The sequence below is a fragment of the Tenacibaculum discolor genome, from assembly GCF_003664185.1.
Classification (GTDB): Bacteria; Bacteroidota; Bacteroidia; order Flavobacteriales; family Flavobacteriaceae; genus Polaribacter; species Polaribacter discolor.
In genome coordinates, this window is record NZ_RCCS01000004.1 from 595,557 (window position 1) to 617,204 (window position 21,648).

A 21,648-nucleotide genomic window follows, 5' to 3' on the forward strand; every position below is an offset into this window, starting at 1 on the left:
TGATTGATTATTTTTTATACTTAGCTAATAAATCGATTAAAGAGATAGATGCGTCTTCCATGTTGTTAACGATACTATCAATCTTCGAAATAATGTAGTTATAGAAAATTTGTAAAATAATCGCTACGATAAGACCAAATACTGTTGTTAATAATGCAATTTTAATACCACCTGCTACTACTGCTGGAGAGATATCGTTTGCTACAGCAATTCTATCGAATGCATCAATCATACCAATTACAGTACCCATGAATCCTAACATTGGTGCTAATGCGATAAATAAAGATAACCAAGAAACGTTTTTCTCTAATAATCCCATTTGTACTCCACCGTATCCTACTACAGCTTTTTCAGCAGCATCTAATCCTTCATCAGCTCTTTCTAAACCTTGGTAAAAGATAGAGGCAACAGGACCTTTTGTATTTCTACAAACTTCTTTAGCAGCTTCTACACCACCTGAACTTAATGCTTCGTCAACGCTAGCTACTAATTTTTTAGTATTAGTTGTAGCCATGTTTAAATAAATAATTCTTTCAATTGCAATAGCTAAACCTAATATTAAGGCTACCAATACAATTCCCATAAACTTAGGGTCTCCTTCAATAAAACGTTGCTTTAACTCTTGGTGAAAAGTTTTCTCAGCTTCTTGAGCATAAGTTGATTGAATAGCTCCTAAAAACATAAATCCTGTAATAGTTAGGATATTTACTACTTTTTTCATTTTGTTATAATTAATTTTAAATAGTTAACGGGTTAAAAATACAAATTTTACCATGAAAAACTTAATTTTTTATAAATAAGTGATTCTTTACTTGTACTTATTACGCTTTTAATTTTACAGAGTGGCAAGTAACAAAAAAATGTTGGTACATTAAAAAAAATCTATAGGATTTCTATTAACCACACCTTTTTTAACTCTTTTCTATAGTATTTCAAGCAGTTACAAACACAAAATTAACGATTTATTTACAAACTATGCCATTTCTCCTCTTAGGGGTGTTTGAAAATAATGCGTAAAATCTTCTTTTGAAAGCTTTTCTCCTAACAAATACATCATTTTTGCAATGGCTGTTTCTGTTGTAATATCCTTACCATCAACAATACCAATGCGTTTTAATTCTGAACTTGTTTCATAATGTCCTAAAATTACACTTCCTCCTTTACATTGAGTTACATTAACAATGTAAATTCCTTTGCTTACCGATTCCTCTAATAAATCAACAAACCATTTTTCAGTTGGTGCATTTCCTGATCCGTAAGTTTCTAAAATAATACCTTTTAAATCTGGGATATTCATAAAACTTCTCACTACAGACTCTGTAATTCCTGGAAACAACTTTAAAATAGCTACGTGATTATCAAGGTTCTTTCTTACTACTAAATCATTTTGATTCTCTTTAGACTTAAGTAATAATGGATAATTAAAGTTTAAATGCACTCCACTTTCTGCTAAGGGTGGATAATTCATAGAAGCAAACGCTTCAAATTGTTCGGCATTTATTTTTGTAGTTCTATTAGCTCTGTATAGTTTATACTCAAAATACAACCCTACTTCCTGAATAACAGGTTTACCATTTTCATAGGCTGATGCAACTTGTATAGATGTTATTAAATTTTCTTTAGCATCTGTACGTAAATCTCCAATAGGTAATTGTGATCCCGTAAAAATCACAGGCTTTTGTAAATTCTCAAACATAAAGCTTATTGCTGACGATGTATACGACATGGTGTCTGAGCCTGTTAACACTACAAATCCGTCAAACTTGTCATAATTATCAGAGATTATTTCTGCTATTTGTATATAATAGGCCACATTCATGTTAGAAGAATCAATAGGTTCGTCAAACGATATCGTATTGATTTCACAATTAATCTGCTGTAATTCTGGGATTTTACTTGATATTTGACTAAAATCAAACGCTTTTAATGCGCCCGTATTATAATCTTTAACCATACCAATAGTTCCGCCTGTGTAAACTATTAAAATTTTAGGTTGATTTGCCATTTTGACATTTTTTTATACCGTTAATATTTTGGAATAATTTATGTTGTAAATTTAACCAACAAAAATGATACAAAATTTTAAAACTATATAGATTATGATAGGATTTTATATTCTAATTGGTATTATATCTCTTTTCAGTTGGTTAGTGAGTAATACGTTAAAAAACAAGTTTAAAAAATACTCTCAAGTTCATTTACGAAATGGAATGAGTGGTGCTGAAATTGCTCAAAAAATGCTAGTTGACCATGGAATTTCTGATGTACAAGTAATTTCTACACCAGGTAGGTTAACAGATCATTATAATCCACAAAACAAAACTGTAAACTTAAGTGAAGCTGTATACAACCAACGAAATGCTGCCGCAGCTGCTGTTGCTGCACACGAGGTTGGACATGCAGTACAACATGCTAGAGCTTACCAATACTTACAAATGCGTTCTAAACTAGTACCAATGGTAAGCATTACCTCACGCTTTTCTCAATGGATGGTAATTGGTGGTATCGCTTTTGGTGCTGCTTCTGGTAGTACGGGTATTGGTTTTTATATAGCACTAGCTGGTTTAGCTTTTATGGCTTTAGGTACTATTTTCAGCTTTATAACCTTACCTGTTGAATATGACGCAAGTAATAGAGCCTTAGCTTGGTTAGAGAATAAAAACATGGTTACTCATGAAGAATTAGCTGGATCTAAAGATGCTTTAAAATGGGCTGCAAGAACTTATTTAGTTGCTGCTTTAGGTTCTTTAGCGATGCTATTATATTGGGCTTTACAAGTTTTAGGAAATAGAGATTAAATTAATATTTTATTTAGAAATACAACCAAATAAGCCCCTCGTTTTGATAAATTTAAAACGAGGGGCTTATTTTATATATTTTTTTTCCAAAAACTTCACAAATAGTTAATCTTAAAATGAATATATTCGTCCCTTAAATATTAATTATTAAATTTTTAACTATGAAAAAAATTATTTTATCAATTGCTATGGTAACTTCTATCTTTTTTATCGCTTGTTCCGATGACGATACTCCTCAAAAAGACTGCAAAACTTGTTTAAACATTGCAGAAACTGGGATTGACATTGAGGTGTGTGACAACGGAGATGGAACCGCTACTGTTACATCATCTATTAAAGGAAATGAAATTTCAACTACCACTATAAATATTCCTGAAGGAGAAAGCGCCAATACTATTAATTGTACTGATCTTTCTGATTTTGGTGATGAAATAGTTACTGATGAAGTAATCAATTAAACGATTAAAAAAAGGAAGCTTTAAAGCTTCCTTTTTTTAATCGTTTAATTTCAATACTGCCATAAACGCTTGCTGTGGAATTTCTACATTACCAACTTGACGCATACGTTTTTTACCTTTTTTCTGCTTTTCTAATAATTTACGCTTACGAGAAATGTCTCCTCCATAACATTTTGCAGTTACATCTTTACGTAAAGCTTTAACCGTTTCACGGGCGATGATTTTTGCACCAATAGCAGCTTGAATAGGAATATCAAATTGTTGACGAGGAATCAATTCTTTTAGCTTCTCACAGATACGTTTTCCAATTGAATACGCATTACTATCATGTAATAAAGCTGAAAGTGCATCAACTATTTGTCCGTTAAGTAACATATCTACACGAACTAATTTCGATTTTTGCATTCCTATTGGATGGTAGTCAAACGACGCATAACCTTTAGACACAGTTTTTAATCTATCATAGAAGTCAAAAACGATTTCTGCTAATGGCATATCAAATATTAATTCAACTCGCTCTGGAGTTAAATAGGTTTGATTTACAATCTGTCCTCTTTTTTCAATACAAAGTGACATTACTTGTCCTACAAAATCAGCCTTGGTAATAATTGAAGCTTTAATAAATGGCTCTTCTACTCTATCTAATTTTGATGGATCTGGTAAATCTGATGGGTTATTTACTATAATAACTTCATCAGGATTTTTCTTCGTGAATGCATGGTAACTTACGTTAGGAACCGTAGTAATTACCGTCATATTAAATTCACGCTCTAAACGCTCTTGAATAATTTCCATGTGTAACATCCCTAAGAATCCACATCGGAAACCAAAACCAAGTGCTGCTGAACTTTCTGGTTGAAATACCAACGAAGCATCGTTTAACTGGAGTTTTTCCATCGAAGCACGAAGCTCTTCATAATCTTCAGTATCTACTGGGTAAATTCCTGCGAATACCATTGGTTTCACATCCTCAAACCCTTCAATTCTATCTGTAGTTGGATTTGCAAAATCTGTAATAGTATCACCTACCTTTACTTCTTTTGCTGCTTTAATCCCTGTAATTAAATACCCTACATCACCTGTTTTTATTTCGTTTTTTACAACTTGACTTAATTTCAAAGTTCCTACCTCATCTGCTCCATATTGTCTACCAGTAGCCATAAACTTTATTTGTTGATTCTTTTTGATAGAACCATCAATTACTCTAAAGTAAGTTTCAATCCCTCTATATGAATTGTATACTGAATCAAAAATCAATGCTTTTAAAGGTGCATCAGGATTTCCACTAGGCGCAGGAATTTTTTCAATAATGGCTTTTAAAATATTATCTACTCCAAAACCTGTTTTTCCACTTGCATGAATTACATCTTCAGGTTCACATCCTAATAAATCTACAATATCATCTGTTACTTCTTCAGGGTTAGCTGATGGTAAGTCTACTTTATTTAATACTGGAATGATTTCCAAATCATTTTCTAACGCCAAATACAGGTTAGAAATAGTTTGTGCTTGGATACTTTGTGCCGCATCTACAATTAATAATGCTCCTTCACATGCTGCAATAGAACGAGAAACTTCATAAGAAAAATCTACGTGACCTGGAGTATCAATTAGGTTTAGTATATAATCTTCACCTTCATAAACATAGTCCATTTGAATGGCGTGTGACTTAATGGTAATTCCACGCTCACGTTCTAAATCCATGTTATCAAGTAACTGATTTTGTTTTTCACGCTCAGTAACTGACCCCGTATAGTCTAACAATCTATCTGCAAGGGTACTTTTACCATGGTCAATATGTGCAATAATGCAAAAATTTCTAATGTTCTTCATCAATATAAAGTTTCTCAAGCCATTTCTAGATATGCAACATAAACTTTTGTTTACTCAATACCTATCATGGATTCATTCGTCGTAATTCTAACTACTTGTAATTTGCAAAGATACTTTATTTGCAGGCTACTACAAACAAAATAAATAGCGAAAATTAAACATCATTTTTAACTTATTTAACTAAGTATACCACCACATATACCTAATCCGATTATCAGATATAAAACTGCTAGTATGTAAAATATTTTTGAGGCTGTTTTACTTTTTTTTCTAATAGCTGCTCCAATAACAGCTAGTAACACGGGTGGACCAAACATTATTAAACCTATAATTACGAATAAGCCTGAAAGATCGCCTACTTCTAAAAATACCATATCCTTTTTCTTATATTTCTTGTCTTAACTTTTCTAAATATTCTTTTTTATCATCCCTGTAAAAGAGATTCATTGTCTCAAAAGGAATAATTTTATTGTCTTTATCTACTATGTGTACACATGATTTTTTTACCGCTCGTACATCAAAATTATAAGCATCAATAAACTGCATGATTATAACTCTAAATAAATTATCGTACCCTAACTCTGGTGCATCAATATTTGGTAAACAACACATAATAGATTTTAAATTTTCTTCAGCCACTTCAACAGAATTCCCTGTACTAAATAAGTCTATCATTTTTCCATGCAAGGCTTCATCTTGCTCGTAAATAATCGTGTTTTTACTATTATCTAATAAGTCATTTGGATTAATATAGCGTGTTAACGGAAACACTTCTCCTCCCAACTTAAGAGCATACCCCATTACCAAAGCATCAGGGTTACAAGGTACTGGAATTAAATCGTCAGTATTAAAAACATCAGTTTGTTCCATGATTTTTCTTCTGACTTCTGTAAGCGTCATTCTATCTGTTTCTGGATTAAAACTTTCTAATCTTCCCGCTATTTGTGTTGGTTGGAAAGTAACACCACGAACACATTTTTGTTGTAAAGCATAATCAATTACTTTACCTATTTCATGGTCATTTAGTCCTTTTTGAAGAGTAACTACCAAAGTTGTTGATAGATTTAACTTATTCAAGTTTTCGAGCGCTTGTTTACGAATTTCATTCAAATCTGCTCCTCTCAACTCTCTCAATACACTATCTTCAAAAGAATCGAACTGTAAATATACTTCAAAATCTGGCGTATACGTTTTCAAACGTTCTGCAAAAGCAAGATCTTTAGCTATTTTTATTCCGTTTGTATTTAACATTAAATGCCTAATTGGAAGCGATTTTGCGTAATCTAAAATTTCCCAAAACTGTGGATGTATAGTTGGTTCTCCTCCGCTAATTTGTACCACATCTGGTTCTTTCTCATTTTTCACCACAGCATCTAACATCGCTTTTACTTCTTCTAAAGTTCGATGGCGTCCATAAGTAGGTGATGAGCCAGCGTAACAGGTAGGGCAAGTTAAGTTACACCTGTCCGTAACCTCAACAACAGTCAAGCACGAATGTTGTTCATGATCTGGACACAAACCACAATCGTAAGGACACCCATAATCTGTTTTTGTGTTAAACGTATAGGGCATCTCACTAGGTTTATTGTAATTTCTGATATTTTTATAATATTCAATATCATCTGCTATTAACACTTTTGAATTCCCATGTTCTCTACAACGTTTAAGCATATAAACTTTGTCATCTTCAAAAACAATTTTGGCATCTACTCTTTTTAAACATTCAGGACACAAGCTCAGTGTAAAATCATAGTAGTTATATTTTCTTTCTGGCATTTTTTATTTTTTGAATTATAAATCTCGTGTAATATACATAACAAACTATACATAGTATTTGAATAGTACTTAACCCTAACACAAAAAAGGTATTCGGTTTTAAAAACTCTATACAAAAGCGAAAACCAAAGTATGCCAACATAAAAAACTTAAAAAGTTCTCCTGATTGTAAAGTATGACGTTCTTGTATGATTTTTAAGCAAAAAAACACCCCTATTAAAAACACCAACTCATATAATGCAACTGGATGTCTTAACACTCCATCACCTAAATCCATACCTAAAAAAGAAGTAGTTTCAATTCCATAGGTAAACTCATTTGTTCCTGAAAGAAAACACCCTATTCTCCCTATAAAAATTCCAGCAATTATAGGAAACACAAACAAATCACCAGATGATTTTGTTTCTCCTATTATTTTTTTTGCTAATTCTACCCCTATTAAACCGCCAAATAAGCCTCCCATAATAGTTTTTACATTTAATAATTGAATGACGTTTTTTGCTGAAAAAGTTACTAAAGGATTTTCTAATACTCCAACTAATCGAGAACCAATAAAAGCTCCTACAGCAGCTCCTAAAATAATTGACAATCTGTTATTAGAAGAAATATAATCTTTCCTTTTCTTACGTAAGAAAACATAATAACGAAAAGCTAAAAAGAATGCTAAATATTCTAAAATAAGATGAATATTAACCGTGTAACCGAACAAAATGGGCTCAAAAGGCAGTTTCAATAAAAAAGTTTGTGAGTTAAAAGGCGAAATATACGTAATTACTCAAAAAAAAGTAACTTTGCAGCATGGTAAAAATAGGTAACATAGAACTTCCTGATTTTCCGCTATTGTTAGCGCCAATGGAAGATGTGAGTGATCCACCGTTTAGAGCTTTATGTAAAGAAAACGGTGCTGATGTAGTGTATACTGAATTTATTTCTTCGGAAGGATTAATTCGCGATGCAGCTAAAAGCGTAATGAAATTAGATATCTACGAAAAAGAACGCCCTGTTGGGATTCAAATTTTTGGTGCTAATCTAGACTCGATGTTGCGTTCTGTAGAGATTGTTGAAAAAACGAATCCGGATATTATTGATATTAATTTTGGCTGTCCTGTTAAGAAAGTAGTTTCTAAAGGTGCTGGAGCTGGAATTTTAAAAGATATTGATTTGATGGTTTCTCTTACTGAGGCCATGGTTAAACACACAAACTTACCTATTACCGTAAAAACTCGTTTAGGTTGGGATCATGATTCTATTAGAATAATTGAAGTTGCCGAACGTTTGCAAGATGTGGGATGTAAAGCTATCTCTATCCATGGACGTACACGTGCTCAAATGTATAAAGGTAATGCTGACTGGGCTCCTATTGCTGAAGTGAAAAATAACCCTAGAATGCATATTCCTGTATTTGGAAATGGTGATGTTGATTCTCCTGAAAAAGCTATGGAAATGCGTGACAAATATGGACTAGATGGTTGTATGATTGGTCGTGCTTCTATTGGATACCCTTGGTTTTTTAATGAAGTGAAACATTATTTTAAAACTGGTAAACATTTATCTAAACCAACTATTTCTGAACGTGTTGATATGGCACGACGTCATTTAGAAATGGCTATAGATTGGAAAGGTGAACATTTAGGTGTTGTAGAAACAAGAAGACACTACACAAACTATTTTAAGGGAATTCCACATTTTAAAGAACACAGAATGAAAATGGTTACTTCTGATGATCCTAAAGATGTTTTTGCTGCGTTTGACGAGGTACAAACTAAATTTGGAAATGCAACGATTCCTGAAATAGGGTAGGTTAACGTTTTATCGTTCAATAAAACTTTTTGAAATTCTAGAACTTGCAATTTTTGCTGCTAAATATCCTAAAGCTGAAATTGTAACAACTACTACTAGTAGGTTTAACCACTTAAATTCTACTGGGTATGCTAAATTTTGTGTAATCATTAACAACTCAAAGCGTTGTTGCAATAATACTAGAATTACACCTAAAACAATTCCTATCCCCATTCCCACGAGTGTTAACAAGAAACCTTGTAATACAAATATCTTTTTTATATCCTCTACACTACTTCCTAAGTTAAAGAGAGTTTTTAGATTTTGACGTTTATCAATAATCATCATGATAATTGACCCTATCACATTAAACAAAGCAATAGCTACAATTAACGTAAAAATTAAATATGAGATAAAGTTTTCAGTATTTATCACCTTATAATACAGCGTATTTAACTGTGTACGTGTTTGTACCTTTAACTTACCCCCTAAAATGCTTTGTAAATCCTCTTGGAATGCATCGAGATTTACACCTTCTTTTAAGCGTAACTCAACTCCTGTTATTTGGTTATTATCGTAACCTAATAACTCTTGTGCAAGTGATGCCTCAGTAAATACATATTTATTCTGAAATTCTTCTGATCCTGTATACACACCCACTATTTGTGTTGAAACCGATCGAAAAGCGTTATTTGCATTGATAAATCCTTTTCCTGGTTTTGGCACTAAAATTTGAAGTGCTTCACCAAAATTAAAAACCCCCAACGATAGTTTATAAGATATTCCGTATCCTACTACTGCTGTATTTTTATATTCTTCATCAATCCAAGTACCTACTGTTAGCAAAGAATCTGTCGGAATAATTTTTGAGTAATTTGAATCAACTCCTTTAATTTGGGCAATATGCTCTTTATCTTTATACTTTAAAAAAACACGTTCTTCTACTACTTTTGAAGCAGCCTCTATCTCTTCATTTTGTTGTAAAACATTATCTAATTTTTGTGAATATTGAAAAGATTTTCCTTTTGAAGCCGTAATTTTTATATCTGGATCTGATGCATTAAGTAATGAATCACTAAAAGTCTTTAACCCAGAAAAACCAGACAATACAACAAACAAAGCCAAGGTACCTACCACAACACCAAAAACAGCTATTGCTGTAATAATATTAATTGCATTGGTACTCGTTTTAGAAAACAAGTATCGTTTAGCTATGTATAAAGAAAAGTTCAAGCATTAATAAATTTAGCTAGCCAATGTAACAAAAATTATTAACGTTTTTGACGACGAGGCAAAACATCTGGATTTTTTATTGGGTCGACATCTTTTCCTTTTAAAGACTTATCAATCTCTTCAATATAATCCAAACTATCATCTCCAAAGAACAACAATTCTGGCATTCTTCGTAATTGATTTTTTGTTCGTTGTGCTAATTCATGGCGAATTAAAGGTGTATTAGATTTTACTCCTTCAATAATTTCGTCTCTTTTTTCTGAAGGGAAAACACTTAAGTATACTTTTGCCACTCCCAAGTCGGCAGTAACCGAAACTTTAGAAACCGATATAATCACTCCCTTCATTCCATCTTGAGCAGCACGTTGTAAAACGTCTACTAAATCCTGTTGCAACACTCCTGCTATTTTTCGCTGTCTATTTGTTTCTTCCATGTTGCAAATTTAAGCATAAAATTACGGAGTGTAAATTTTATTTTTTATCGCATACATAACTAAGCCTACTCTATTTCTTACATTTAACTTTGTAAATAGACTATCTCGATAACCATCTATCGTTTTTGGGCTTAAAAACATTTTTTCGGCTATTTCTTTATACGTTAATTCCGAGCATGCAAGTTTCATAAAAGTTATTTCATTGTCTTTAAATGCCAAGTTGTTTCTTGAGTTTTTTCCTGAAACGGAATCTAACAATAATGTAGTAACATTTTTTGTATGATAAAATCCGTTATCCATCATTTCTAACAACGCTTTCTCTAGGATTTCTTTTTTGGTATCTTTTAGCAAGTACCCTACAGCACCAGCTTTTAACATTTTTAAAATAGTACCATCAGCGTCTTCTACTGACAACGCCATAACATGAACTTGTGGGTAGTTATTCACTATCCACTCTGTAGTCTCAATACCGTTCATCACTGGCATATTTACATCTACTAAAACTAAATCTGGTATGTTTTTAGGCGATGCTAAAAACTTTTCTTCGACTTCTTTACCATTTTTGCAAGTGTAAAGCACTTTAAATTTATCAAAAGTGTTTACCATACCTTCGATAGCTTGTGATAATAACGTATGATCATCTACAACAACAACTGAGTATTTCATAATTTTGTGGGTTATATTGGTTATTAGTTGTTGGGGAAATACACTAAGGTTCTTTAAATATAGTAATTTATTATTAAACTTGTGCCTTTTTGAGACTCTGACATAAACTTAGTCTCTGCGTTAATTAGTTTAGCTCTTGCTTTTATATTTTGTAGTCCTAAACCTTTTAACCTGGCTCTTTCCATATCAAAACCTACCCCATTATCTTGAGCTTTTACCTCTATTGAATCTTCTTTATAACTTAAAAACACTTCCAATTTAGATGCTTTAGAGTGCTTTATCGTGTTAGAAAAAAACTCTTGAAGAATTCTAAAAATAATTATTCCATGTTTTTGATTTATCTCTTGTTCTTCTCCTGCAATTGTTAATTTAGCATCAATATAGTTTAGCCTATTAAATCGCTCAATTTCTAAGTTTAATGCTTCTTTTAATTTTATATTATTAATAAAATCTGGATTAATAATTTTTGATAACGCTCTTACTTCCGTTAAGCTTTTTGCTATAATTTCAGAAATTTCTTCCATACTTTCAGGAGAAGCATGTTGTAGCTGTATTTTAGCTAAAGTTAGGAGTTGCCCTATATTATCGTGCAACTCCCAACTAATATTTCTTAAAGTCTCTTCTCTTATTTCTATTTGAGTCTCAGCAATTTCACGTTCGTAACGTTTTTTATTTTTATCTCGCTCTTGCAACAATTTATTCTTACGGCGTTGAAACACCATAAAAAGAACCACTAAAAAAACTACAATAAATGTAACAACTATAGTAGATATTATTAATATTTCACCTCCTTCTTGCTGCATATTAAACCATAAACAATTATCAAATTCATTAAAATAATTAATATATTTAAAATAAAAAACAACCCTCTTGTTTTCATATAATTTAGCATACTAAAAAAAGGAATAGAAGGTAAATAAAAGACTAAGAACCCTACTGAAACCCAAAATGGTAATAATTTTTTATAATTTAAGATTCTATCAGATAACAACAACTCTCTAAGGTAAAAGAAAATACTAATCGCTGTGTTTATTGCCCCGAATATAAAAACATACATCAACCATGATGAATTATACATAACGAAAACCCAACAAATATTAAACAAAATTAATAATCCTTTCATGACATTAAGTAAAATAGTATCTCTAATCAACATAAAATAAAGAAATGCTATTAGATTAAAATTTATTATTACGTATATATAATGACAATAAAAGCTAGATTTACCTATATACAAATAATAATATCCTATTCCCTCTACCAACAAAGAAGTGACTTGTATAAACAATAATAGAAGAATAAACTTTCTATTATACCTCTTAAAGTACAAGAAATTTACTATAGCAGCAATAGTCTGTATCAATAATTGAAGCTTAATAAATGTTAAATCTGACATTAAATATTTAATATTTCTATTAACGATATGGAGGAGAATAAGTACCTAAATTTCCAGCTCCGCTCAATAATTCATCATCTAAAGAAGTTATAAACATAAACCCTGCTTTATTTTCTCTCACAGTTTTGATTCTATAGTTATAATCATCTCTTTTCCCTTTTTCAAACTCTTCTCTCGTATTATATATCCATTTATATCCATGCTTTGCCAGCATTTCTTTAAACGTTACTAATTTTCCATGTTTTGCTGATTGTACAGGATCAAAAGCTATTTGTTCCCCATCAATTGTAGTCGTAGGTATATAAATTAAACTACTGTAGCTTTTACCAGTATCGTTATGATTCTCTTTAGCTGTAGATATAAAGCTGATTCCTGTTATTTTTATTTTTGCTTTCTTACTAAGGTTTTCTACATGCCCCAAATACTTTTTAAATTGCACAAAGTCAAATGTATTAATACGTGTATCTTCATATCCTAAAGCTTCTTCTAGTGGTGCAATTCTTGTTCTATCATAACTTGATAGCATTTGAATGACTTCCTTATAGTTTAGCATTTCTTTTGTTCTTCCTTCATCAGAGTAACAAAAAGTACCTTCTGGCACTTGAGACTGCCAATCGTCACAGTCACATTTATTGCCATTGATCTTATCACATGAAATAGCAAAAGTCATTACAAGAGTTAACAATAATAATTTAAGTTGGTTAGTGTTTTTCATAATAAAATTGATTTTTTGATTTTCTAAATATAACGGCTTATTTCTTAATAAAAAAAACGGAATTACTCAGAAACCCTTTAAAACCTGAGTTATCAAATGGTTACTTAACCTTCCACAACCCACAAACAGGAAAAACCCCTAAGCCATACAAATGTTTTAACTCTTGTTTTTTCATGGCATATACTCTTGTTTTTTTCTTGTAAAAAAAGTTAAACATCCTTTCTACACTAATTTTACTACAGAAAAAGATTTTTTACTTGGAATATTAAAAAAGTGTTCTTAAAACCTTTACTCGTAATTTTCAAAAACACATAAACAATCTGTAATAAAAATTATAGAGAAGTGATTTTTATTAAATTTTTCATAGCATTTCAAGTCTACTAATAATAACTATACAAAACAAAAACTTTTATTCCCTAAAATATACAGGAGAAAAATCTCCTTTAAAACCTAGGGCTATCACAACACTTTTACAGTTCTACTCCTCTAAACTGTACTCTCTATTTCATTCAACTTTGCCTTCAATTATTTCGAAATACTAGGCGAACACCGAAAAGCCTCATAATAAACAGAGTAGGTACACAAAATAAAAAATATGCCAAATTTAGTTCCAGAATTAAACAGTTTAGACTTCAACGTATATGTTGGAGGACCTTTACAAGCTGCAATACAAGCACAAACAGCAGCTTCAATGGCCACTGTAAATTTTATTAAAGAAGTAGGTTTTGAAAAAGACAATAACCCTGCTAATCCAGATTCATTACGTTATGTTGATTTTCAATATGAAAAATCAGTACCTAACCCTGATTACGATCCAAATGAAGCCATTGGTCCTGACAATCTAAAATTCATAAAAAGCGAAATTGAAATCAAAGTACCATTTTTAACAATGCTTACCATTCCATCAATTCGTATTGATGAAGTAAACATTGATTTTAATGCTCGTTTAAGTTCTACTGAAACAAGAAATGTATCTTCTGAGTTTGCAGCTAGTGCTGAATTAGGAATCAATTACAAAATCGTAAACTTTAAAGCTTCTGCATCTTACAAAAGAAACACATCTCAAGGCGTTAAGGTTGATAAAACATATAATCTTGGGGTAAAAGTTCGTGCCGTAAACGACGAATTACCTGAAGGGTTAAGTAGAATTTTAAATATGCTAGAGGACAGTATTGCTGCTGTAGCTTAACATTCATAACGAGGTTGTACTGTAACAAACCGTACAACCTCTTTTTAAAAAATTTTATTATGGTAAATTTAAATGAGTATTTAGGTGGAATTGCCACCAGCATCGCAGAAGCACGTTTAATGTCTGATTTGAAATCTTTAGAGATTGCTGAGAAGTTTTCACGTCATGAACTCTTGAAACATTTTTCTATCCCTCGTTTTAAAGCACAAAATATTGAACTCACCATTCCTGTGGCGATTGGAGAATTAGAAGAGACTTATGAGGCCGATTATGAACCTATTGATAATATTGCTTTCAATTCGCAGACCTATACAATTTTAAAAGATGCTTCAAAAATTACTTCTTTTGACAGAAAAACGTCTACTATGCTTCGTTCAATAATAGCACAAAGAACAGATGAACTTGAAAAAAACATAAAAGCAACTGGTGAAATCGACCCTGTATTATCAAGGTTTTCACAACAATTATCTGAAGAATTCATCTCTATTTATAATGAAAAAGTAAGTTACGACGTATTAGTTAAAAAACTTAATTCAGAATTAAGACCATCTATTAAAAGTAGGCAGATAACTCAAAAAAACACAAAAGTTATTGTAGAAGCTCATAAACTAAACGAAATCAAACCTGAAAATATAGTTCAGATTAAAATGACTTTAAATGAAGAAGGTATGGAGTGGTATACTTCAGAAAATGAAGATGGTGTAAGAGAAACCAAACTATTACCAGAATAGTTATGAGAAAATCAATTACAAAAATAACCAATCAACTCAAAACTCAATTGAATGAAATACATGAGTTGGCGAATCAAATTGAGAAAAAAAATACGCAGAGCACAAAAAATATTCGCGATTGGTTGTTAGCTACAGAAGAAGTATTAAAAGCACTTAACTTACCAGAATCATCAAAATTTGCAGTTAAAAGAGCCATGTTAAGTTCATTCATTCCAAATAGTAGAAATAAAAAAAAAGAGATTCTACAATTAGGAGCATCAACATTAACAGAAGCTCAACAAGACTTATGGGAAGTATACACTCCCTATGCTACCATTTTAGATAATTCAACAACCTTGATAGAGCAACTTTTAGCAGTAATTTACCAAACCAAGCAGTTTAAATACGATACAAATGAAGATTTTACGCAATTTCTAGAACAAGTTTGGAGGTTTTGCTGCAATCATGAACAACTTAAAGGAATTAGCTCACAAATACTTTCAATGATAAATCAATCAGACGTACTTATTATTATGGCTGAAAAAATAGCAATAGAAAGTTTATAGATAGTTCGCTATATTTTTTACTTTTACGTTATGAACAAAATTGAACATATTGGTATAGCCGTTAAAGATTTAGAAAAATCTAACTCATTATTTGCTTCTCTTTTTGGAGAATCTCATTATAAAATTGAAGAAGTTGCTAGCGAAGGTGTAAAAACTTCATTTTTTAAATCTGGCCCTAATAAAATTGAATTATTAGAAGCTACAAAGCCCGAGAGCCCTATAGCAAAGTTTATAGAAAAAAAAGGAGAAGGAATTCATCACATTGCTTTTGCAGTTGATAACATAAAAGAAGAAATTAAACGTTTACAAGGTGAAGGTTTTACTGTTTTGAATGAAACTCCTAAAAAAGGAGCCGATAATAAACTAGTAGCTTTTTTACATCCTAAAACTACCAATGGTGTACTTATTGAGTTATGCCAAGAGATAGAAGAATAGGAACAGTTTAAAAATTAAATATTTGTATCTTGCAACGCCTTAAAATCAGTATTTACTAATGACAACCTCTTTTGATTCTTTTCAAAAACGCCGATTACAATCTTCATACATATCAGTAGTAGTAAGTATTGCTTTAGTACTTTTTATGATTGGTGTTTTAGGTTTAGTTCTTTTAAAATCAACAAAAGTTGCGAATCACTTTAAGGAAAAAGTAGTTATGACGCTTTTCTTAAAAGATGAAGTAGTTGATAAAAACATTAAAAGTCTTAAGGAATCAATTAAAAAAGAGACGTTTGTTAACAAGGTTGTTTATATTTCTAAAGAAGACGCTGCCAAAGAGTATAAAAAAGATTTAGGTGAAGATTTTTTACAGTTTTTGGGAGATAATCCCTTAAAAAATGGAATTGACATTTATCTAAAAGCAGATTTTGTGACTCCTGAAAAAATGAGTGAACTTGAAAAGTCTTTTGATAAAAACAAATTTGTTGCCGAAGTAAGTTATGATAAACCATTGGTTCAATTGCTTACCAAAAACATCCAACGTATTAGTTTTTGGTTATTGGTGTTAAGTGGTTTTTTCGGATTAGTTGCTATTATTTTAATAAACAGTTCCATCCGATTGTCAATTTACTCAAAACGATTCAACATAAAAACCATGCAAATGGTTGGTGCCACTAAGAGCTTTATTCGTAGACCTTTTATTTGGCAAAGCATTAAGCTAGGGTTACTAGGTGCTTTTATAGCAATAAGTGGATTGGGTATTTTAATTTATTATGTAGATAAATACATCCCTACATTAGAACTACTTACAGACTATGTTGCTTTAGGTTATGTAGCTGGAGGAGTTATACTTGTTGCTTTTTTTATTACATGGATTAGCACTTTCTTTGCTACACAACGATTCTTAAATTTACAAACCAACGATTTGTACTACTAAAATATTTATGAAAAAAGACAATTCACCAAAACAAGAATTTCTATTCGGTAAACGAAACTATATTATTATGCTTATTGGTATTGCTGTAATTGCCTTAGGGTTTATTTTAATGGCAGGTGGCGGTAGTGATGATCCTAATGTATTCAATCCAGAAATATATAGTTGGCTTAGAATTCGTTTAGCTCCTACCTTAGTAATTATCGGATTAGGTATAGAAATTTATGCTATTTTTGCCAATCCTAAAAAATAAGCATGGATTTATTAGAAGCAATTATCCTTGGAATTATCCAAGGTCTTACTGAATTTTTACCCGTATCCTCTAGCGGTCATCTAGAACTAGCTAAAGCTTTATTTGGAGATACTTCTGTACCTCAAGAAAGCCTAACATTTACTGTGGTTTTACATGCTGCAACAGCATTAAGTACTATTGTAGTATTTAGAAAAGAAATTGCTGAGATTTTTAGAGGTTTATTTCAGTTTAAATGGAATGAGGAAATGCAATTTTCTGTAAAAATCATTCTTTCTATGATTCCTGCTGTAGTAATTGGGTTGGCCTTTGAAAAAGAATTGGAAAGCTTTTTTGGAGGAAAAGTTTTATTAGTAGGTTTTATGCTTTTAGTAACTGCTGTGTTACTTTTATTGGCTGATAAAGCTAAGAACACTAACAAAAGTGTTTCTTTTAAAAGTTCAGTAATTATAGGAATCTCTCAAGCAATTGCCATGTTACCTGGAATTTCACGTTCGGGAGCTACTATTTCAACATCTGTTTTATTAGGTGTAGACCGAACCAAAGCAGCTCGTTTTTCTTTTTTAATGGTGGTACCTTTAATTTTAGGAAAAGTTGCTAAAGATATTTTAAGTGGAGAAATTAATTTTCAGAGCTCGGAAATTGTTCCTTTATCTGCTGGATTTATTGCAGCTTTTATCTCGGGATTATTAGCGTGTACTTGGATGATAGCCCTAGTTAAAAAAAGTAAATTATCATATTTCTCATTATACTGTGCTATTGTAGGTTTAATTGCCATTGGCTATTCTTTATTTTTCTAGATGACTGCAGAAGATTACAAAAACGGACAGGTTTTATTGATTGATAAACCTTTAGAATGGACTTCTTTTCAAGTAGTGAATAAGCTACGTTGGCATATCCGTAAACGTTTTGATATTAAAAAAATTAAAGTAGGACATGCTGGAACGCTTGACCCTTTGGCAACTGGTTTGTTAATTATTTGTACTGGTAAACAAACTAAAAACATCAACGAATATCAGGGACAAGTAAAAGAATATACAGGTACGTTTGTTGTGGGTGCTACAACACCAAGTTACGATTTAGAAACAGAAATCAACGAAACATTCCCAACAGAACACATAACAGAAGAGTTACTACACAAAACTACAGAGCAGTTTATTGGAAAAATTCAGCAAAAACCACCTATTTTCTCTGCAATTAAAAAAGATGGAAAACGTTTATATGAATTAGCTCGCAAAGGTGAAACCACTGAAATTAAAGCTCGTGAAGTAGAAATTAACGAGTTTGAAATCACAAAAATTGATTTACCTAATGTTGAATTCAGAATCGTATGTAGTAAAGGAACTTATATTCGTTCTATAGCCAACGATTATGGAGAAGTATTAAACTCTGGAGCACATTTATCAGTTTTAAGAAGAACTAAAATTGGAGATTTTTCAGTTGATAATGCTCTCAGTGTTGATGAGTTTATCGACTCTTTAGAAATGGAATAATTTTTGCTTATCAAAGCAAAAATTATCTATTACTATGAAAAAAAAACTACTCCTATTAGTTATCCTATTAACAGCTCAATTCACTTTTACTCAAGAAAACTACAAAAAACCTTATTTTACAGGAAGTCTTAGCACAACATTCGCTATAAATGAAGATTATACATTAGATCCTGATGATGATGAATCTTTTTTAGAACCTGCTTCTCTTTTAATTCGCCTAGGTGCAGGATATCAACTTCACAGACGTTGGCAAATTGGTATAAATGCTGGTTTTGACCATCACTTTAGATTTGGTATCAACGCTATTCCTTTTTACGGTAACTTACGTTATAATATTGTTGAAAAAGACAACGACAATTTTTTTATTGAGTATAGCCAAGGAAAAATGTGGAGACCTTCTTCTAAATATGAAAATGGTAATTACTACGGATTAGGACTTGGGGTACAAGTAACGGGAGCCAGTAGATGGAATACTATTGTACGTTTAGACTATCACAGAAAAGCTATTCAAAACTTTGAGAACGGTCATTTAGATAGTGTGTCTATCGGTATTGGATTTTCTTTCTTTTAGAAGAGAAAACTCACAATTTTAGTAGTTAAAAATTTATTATAAAAATCGACTATACCAACTTTCCGTAATTGGTACTTCCCAATAGTTTTCTAATTCCACTTTGGTTTGTACTAAATTATCAAAAACTATTGTTTTTGCTGACACAGACTTCTTTTTAAGCAACTTTTTAAATTCTTTGACGTCTTTGTACTGAATAAATTCTCCTTGCTTAAAACACACATTCATCTTATCTAACAACTCTACTTCATATTCTTGTTGTAGTTGTAAAATAAATGCTACTTGCTTATCAATATCTGCATTCGTTAATGTTGAACCTTCTTCCGCAGAAAAGATAATAAAACGACTGTATTTCAGTTCAAAAGAAGCTTTGAAATCAGTATCTTCAGACTTCCACCCATCAACAAAGCCTTGTAACTTTTCTTTTAGCCCGTCAATTTCTTGCGGATAAAATTTTCGACTTGATGGATATACCCAAACTTTTGCCTCTTCTGATAAACTACTGAATTCTACAAACATATTTATTCCTTATGGACGCAAAGATACAGAAAACAATTCCCCTTTTTGATAAAAACAAAAAGGGGAATTTCTAGCTTTTTTATGCACTATATTACTGAAGCATTGACACTAAATCTTCTTGTGTATTTTCTCCTTTATTTTTGTTATACCAAACTTGTAAATCTGTTTTAAAGTCAGCATCCAAGCTACCATGTTTTTCTTTATAATCAACAACCATTTTAGTTGCTGTGGTAGGTCTTGGTCCCCATGTGTTGATTACTTCGTTCTCCTGATTTAAAGCAATTAACTTAGGTATTGATCTTCCTCCATTTGTTAAAAATTTATCCATCAACTCTAAATTTTCATCTCGTAAAACTAGTTTTAAATTGATGTTTGGATTCTCTTCTGCTATTTTATTAATTACAGGTAAGTTTTGTGCTGCATCACCACACCATCCTTCAGTTAATACTAACCAAGTTTGTGGTTCTTTTACATCTTTAATTTTAGCAAGTGTCTCTTTAGTAAGTTTTACTGTTTTATCTAAACGCTTCATACGTTTATCATTTAACTTACTATAGTTTAATAAATCATCTGATTGATTAGGTCCAGTAGATTTTCCTTGCGACAATAAATCACTTACTAAATCTCTATATTCATTATAAGACAGCGCCTTTTCTAAGCTATTTTGAATAATTTTTTTCATCGTAAATATATTGTTATTACAAAAGTATTTTATCTATAGTGAATCCTAGGTAACCTAAGTTACAATTCACTACAAAACTTGAATAACATAGACGAAAACACAAATACAACCTTACACTTCAGCTGACTCTTGAGCTTTTGCTTGCAAATTGGTAATAATATCTTTAGTCATAGAAGCTAAATCAAACTGATGTCTCCATCCCCAATCTTTTCTTGCTGCTGAATCATCAATTACTTGAGGCCAACTGTCTGCAATCGCTTGTCTAAAGTCTGGATTATATGTAATGGTAAACTCTGGAATGTATTTTTTAATTTCAGTAGCTATTTCAGCTGGTGTAAAACTAATTGCCGCTAAGTTGTATGAAGTTCTTGTTTTAATATTCTCTTCATCTGCTTGCATTAATTGAATAGTAGCATTGATAGCATCATCCATATACATCATTGGTAAACGTGTATTTTCTGATAAAAAGCACTCAAAAGTTCCTTTTTTCAATGCATCAAAGTAAATATCAACAGCATAATCAGTCGTTCCTCCACCTGGCAAAGTTTTCCAGCTTATAATTCCTGGATAACGAATGCTTCGTACATCTACCCCATATTTATCGTGGTAATAATTACACCAATGCTCTCCTGCTACTTTACTTATTCCATAAACTGTAGAAGGCTCCATAATTGTTTGCTGTGGTGTATTCATTTTTGGTGATGTTGGTCCAAAAGCAGCCATTGAACTAGGCCAATATATTTTTTGAATATGCTTTTCTCTAGCTAATTCCAATACTGCTAACAACGAAGTCATGTTTAAATCCCAACCTTTTAATGGATATTTTTCTGCAGTTGCAGATAACATTGCCGCCATTAAATACACTTGGGTTACTTTATATTTTTGAACAACACTTAAAATTTGCTCTTGGTTGGTAGCATCGATGATTTCAAAAGGTCCAGAACTCATCATTTCTGCATTTCCTTCTCTAATATCGGAAGCTATTACATTATTTGCTCCATAAATAGAACGCAATTTTTGGGTTAATTCTGTTCCTATTTGCCCGCAAGCTCCTAAAATTAATATCGTTTCACTCATTTTAAATTATTCAAAAATAGATGTTTGCAAAGTTATTAAATTTAAGATTTCGCAAAAAGTATTTATTCTTTTTTAACTATCTACAAAAGAGACTGCTAATCTACTGATTTCAAACTTCTAATTTAATTCTACAAAGA

25 protein-coding genes are annotated in these 21,648 nt (G+C 31.5%); 12 read left to right on the forward strand and 13 right to left on the reverse strand.

The features are described from left to right. Positions 1-7: 7 nt before the first annotated feature. Together C8N27_RS03330 and C8N27_RS03335 are read right to left on the reverse strand one after the other, a co-directional pair. Entirely contained in the window at positions 8-721 is a 714-nt protein-coding gene (locus tag C8N27_RS03330; protein ID WP_121146257.1) for a MotA/TolQ/ExbB proton channel family protein, read from the reverse strand. Between the two features lie 252 nt (positions 722-973). Then, entirely contained in the window at positions 974-2,005 is a 1,032-nt protein-coding gene (locus tag C8N27_RS03335; protein WP_121146258.1) for an asparaginase, read from the reverse strand. A gap of 94 nt (positions 2,006-2,099) precedes the next feature. Here C8N27_RS03335 and C8N27_RS03340 point away from each other — a divergent pair, with 94 nt between their 5' ends. Next, complete coding sequence (locus tag C8N27_RS03340) at positions 2,100-2,798, forward strand: zinc metallopeptidase (RefSeq protein WP_121146259.1); 699 nt, start codon at positions 2,100-2,102, stop codon at positions 2,796-2,798. Positions 2,799-2,959: 161 nt separating this feature from the next. Then, positions 2,960-3,256 carry a hypothetical protein gene (locus C8N27_RS03345; RefSeq protein ID WP_121146260.1) on the forward strand — a complete coding sequence of 99 codons (297 nt, stop codon included), beginning with the start codon at positions 2,960-2,962 and terminating at the stop codon, positions 3,254-3,256. Between the two features lie 36 nt (positions 3,257-3,292). On the opposite strand, the gene lepA is transcribed toward C8N27_RS03345, so the two are convergent. The 3 genes from lepA to C8N27_RS03365 all read right to left on the reverse strand — a co-directional run bounded on the left by lepA (position 3,293) and on the right by C8N27_RS03365 (position 7,598). Further along, positions 3,293-5,089 (reverse strand): translation elongation factor 4, encoded by a 1,797-nt coding sequence (lepA, locus tag C8N27_RS03350; protein ID WP_047789984.1) that lies wholly within the window; start codon positions 5,087-5,089, stop codon positions 3,293-3,295. Positions 5,090-5,473: 384 nt separating this feature from the next. After that, on the reverse strand, positions 5,474-6,865 hold the full coding sequence (locus C8N27_RS03360; protein ID WP_121146261.1) for a radical SAM protein: 1,392 nt from the start codon (positions 6,863-6,865) through the stop codon (positions 5,474-5,476). Next, positions 6,846-7,598 carry a prolipoprotein diacylglyceryl transferase gene (locus tag C8N27_RS03365; protein ID WP_121146262.1) on the reverse strand — a complete coding sequence of 251 codons (753 nt, stop codon included), beginning with the start codon at positions 7,596-7,598 and terminating at the stop codon, positions 6,846-6,848. Before C8N27_RS03365 ends, C8N27_RS03360 begins: the two co-directional genes overlap by 20 nt. A 65-nt stretch (positions 7,599-7,663) precedes the next feature. On the opposite strand from C8N27_RS03365, the gene dusB reads away from it, so the two are divergent. After that, positions 7,664-8,665, forward strand: a complete 1,002-nt coding sequence (gene dusB / locus C8N27_RS03370; RefSeq protein WP_099215721.1) for a tRNA dihydrouridine synthase DusB — start codon at positions 7,664-7,666, stop codon at positions 8,663-8,665. A 9-nt stretch (positions 8,666-8,674) separates the two neighbouring features. Here dusB and C8N27_RS03375 read toward each other — a convergent pair whose 3' ends face one another. The 5 genes from C8N27_RS03375 to C8N27_RS03395 all read right to left on the reverse strand — a co-directional run bounded on the left by C8N27_RS03375 (position 8,675) and on the right by C8N27_RS03395 (position 13,088). Beyond that, positions 8,675-9,877, reverse strand: coding sequence for an ABC transporter permease (locus C8N27_RS03375; protein WP_121146263.1), 1,203 nt, complete (start codon positions 9,875-9,877; stop codon positions 8,675-8,677). Positions 9,878-9,915: 38 nt separating this feature from the next. Then, complete coding sequence (rbfA, locus tag C8N27_RS03380) at positions 9,916-10,311, reverse strand: 30S ribosome-binding factor RbfA (protein WP_121146264.1); 396 nt, start codon at positions 10,309-10,311, stop codon at positions 9,916-9,918. A 21-nt stretch (positions 10,312-10,332) separates the two neighbouring features. Beyond that, on the reverse strand, positions 10,333-10,980 hold the full coding sequence (locus C8N27_RS03385) for a response regulator transcription factor (protein ID WP_099215718.1): 648 nt from the start codon (positions 10,978-10,980) through the stop codon (positions 10,333-10,335). Between the two features lie 50 nt (positions 10,981-11,030). Continuing rightward, entirely contained in the window at positions 11,031-11,780 is a 750-nt protein-coding gene (locus tag C8N27_RS03390) for a sensor histidine kinase (protein WP_121146265.1), read from the reverse strand. Positions 11,781-12,392: 612 nt separating this feature from the next. Continuing rightward, positions 12,393-13,088 (reverse strand): hypothetical protein, encoded by a 696-nt coding sequence (locus C8N27_RS03395; protein ID WP_147431698.1) that lies wholly within the window; start codon positions 13,086-13,088, stop codon positions 12,393-12,395. A 595-nt stretch (positions 13,089-13,683) separates the two neighbouring features. On the opposite strand from C8N27_RS03395, the gene C8N27_RS03400 reads away from it, so the two are divergent. The 9 genes from C8N27_RS03400 to C8N27_RS03440 are packed head-to-tail and all read left to right on the forward strand — an operon-like array spanning position 13,684 to position 19,236. Continuing rightward, entirely contained in the window at positions 13,684-14,277 is a 594-nt protein-coding gene (locus C8N27_RS03400; protein WP_121146267.1) for a DUF2589 domain-containing protein, read from the forward strand. Between the two features lie 59 nt (positions 14,278-14,336). After that, on the forward strand, positions 14,337-15,008 hold the full coding sequence (locus tag C8N27_RS03405) for a hypothetical protein (RefSeq protein WP_121146268.1): 672 nt from the start codon (positions 14,337-14,339) through the stop codon (positions 15,006-15,008). A 2-nt stretch (positions 15,009-15,010) separates the two neighbouring features. Beyond that, positions 15,011-15,553 carry a hypothetical protein gene (locus C8N27_RS03410; RefSeq protein WP_121146269.1) on the forward strand — a complete coding sequence of 181 codons (543 nt, stop codon included), beginning with the start codon at positions 15,011-15,013 and terminating at the stop codon, positions 15,551-15,553. Between the two features lie 30 nt (positions 15,554-15,583). Next, entirely contained in the window at positions 15,584-15,988 is a 405-nt protein-coding gene (gene mce, locus C8N27_RS03415; protein WP_099215711.1) for a methylmalonyl-CoA epimerase, read from the forward strand. Between the two features lie 58 nt (positions 15,989-16,046). Continuing rightward, the gene (locus C8N27_RS03420; RefSeq protein WP_121146270.1) at positions 16,047-16,925 is read left to right on the forward strand and encodes a cell division protein FtsX; all 879 of its coding nucleotides are present in this window, start codon (positions 16,047-16,049) and stop codon (positions 16,923-16,925) included. Positions 16,926-16,932: 7 nt separating this feature from the next. Further along, the gene (locus tag C8N27_RS03425; protein ID WP_121146271.1) at positions 16,933-17,175 is read left to right on the forward strand and encodes a DUF3098 domain-containing protein; all 243 of its coding nucleotides are present in this window, start codon (positions 16,933-16,935) and stop codon (positions 17,173-17,175) included. A 2-nt stretch (positions 17,176-17,177) separates the two neighbouring features. Next, entirely contained in the window at positions 17,178-17,972 is a 795-nt protein-coding gene (locus C8N27_RS03430; RefSeq protein WP_099215709.1) for an undecaprenyl-diphosphate phosphatase, read from the forward strand. Then, complete coding sequence (truB, locus tag C8N27_RS03435) at positions 17,973-18,665, forward strand: tRNA pseudouridine(55) synthase TruB (protein WP_121146272.1); 693 nt, start codon at positions 17,973-17,975, stop codon at positions 18,663-18,665. Positions 18,666-18,699: 34 nt separating this feature from the next. Then, positions 18,700-19,236 (forward strand): hypothetical protein, encoded by a 537-nt coding sequence (locus tag C8N27_RS03440; RefSeq protein WP_121146273.1) that lies wholly within the window; start codon positions 18,700-18,702, stop codon positions 19,234-19,236. 36 nt (positions 19,237-19,272) lie between these two features. Here C8N27_RS03440 and C8N27_RS03445 read toward each other — a convergent pair whose 3' ends face one another. From C8N27_RS03445 to C8N27_RS03455, 3 genes are all read right to left on the reverse strand, one after another. Next, positions 19,273-19,752, reverse strand: a complete 480-nt coding sequence (locus C8N27_RS03445; RefSeq protein ID WP_121146274.1) for an ABC transporter ATPase — start codon at positions 19,750-19,752, stop codon at positions 19,273-19,275. A 91-nt stretch (positions 19,753-19,843) separates the two neighbouring features. Continuing rightward, positions 19,844-20,434, reverse strand: a complete 591-nt coding sequence (locus C8N27_RS03450) for a thioredoxin family protein (RefSeq protein WP_099215705.1) — start codon at positions 20,432-20,434, stop codon at positions 19,844-19,846. A 111-nt stretch (positions 20,435-20,545) separates the two neighbouring features. Then, complete coding sequence (locus C8N27_RS03455; RefSeq protein WP_121146275.1) at positions 20,546-21,511, reverse strand: NAD-dependent epimerase/dehydratase family protein; 966 nt, start codon at positions 21,509-21,511, stop codon at positions 20,546-20,548. Between the last annotated feature and the right edge of the window lie 137 nt (positions 21,512-21,648).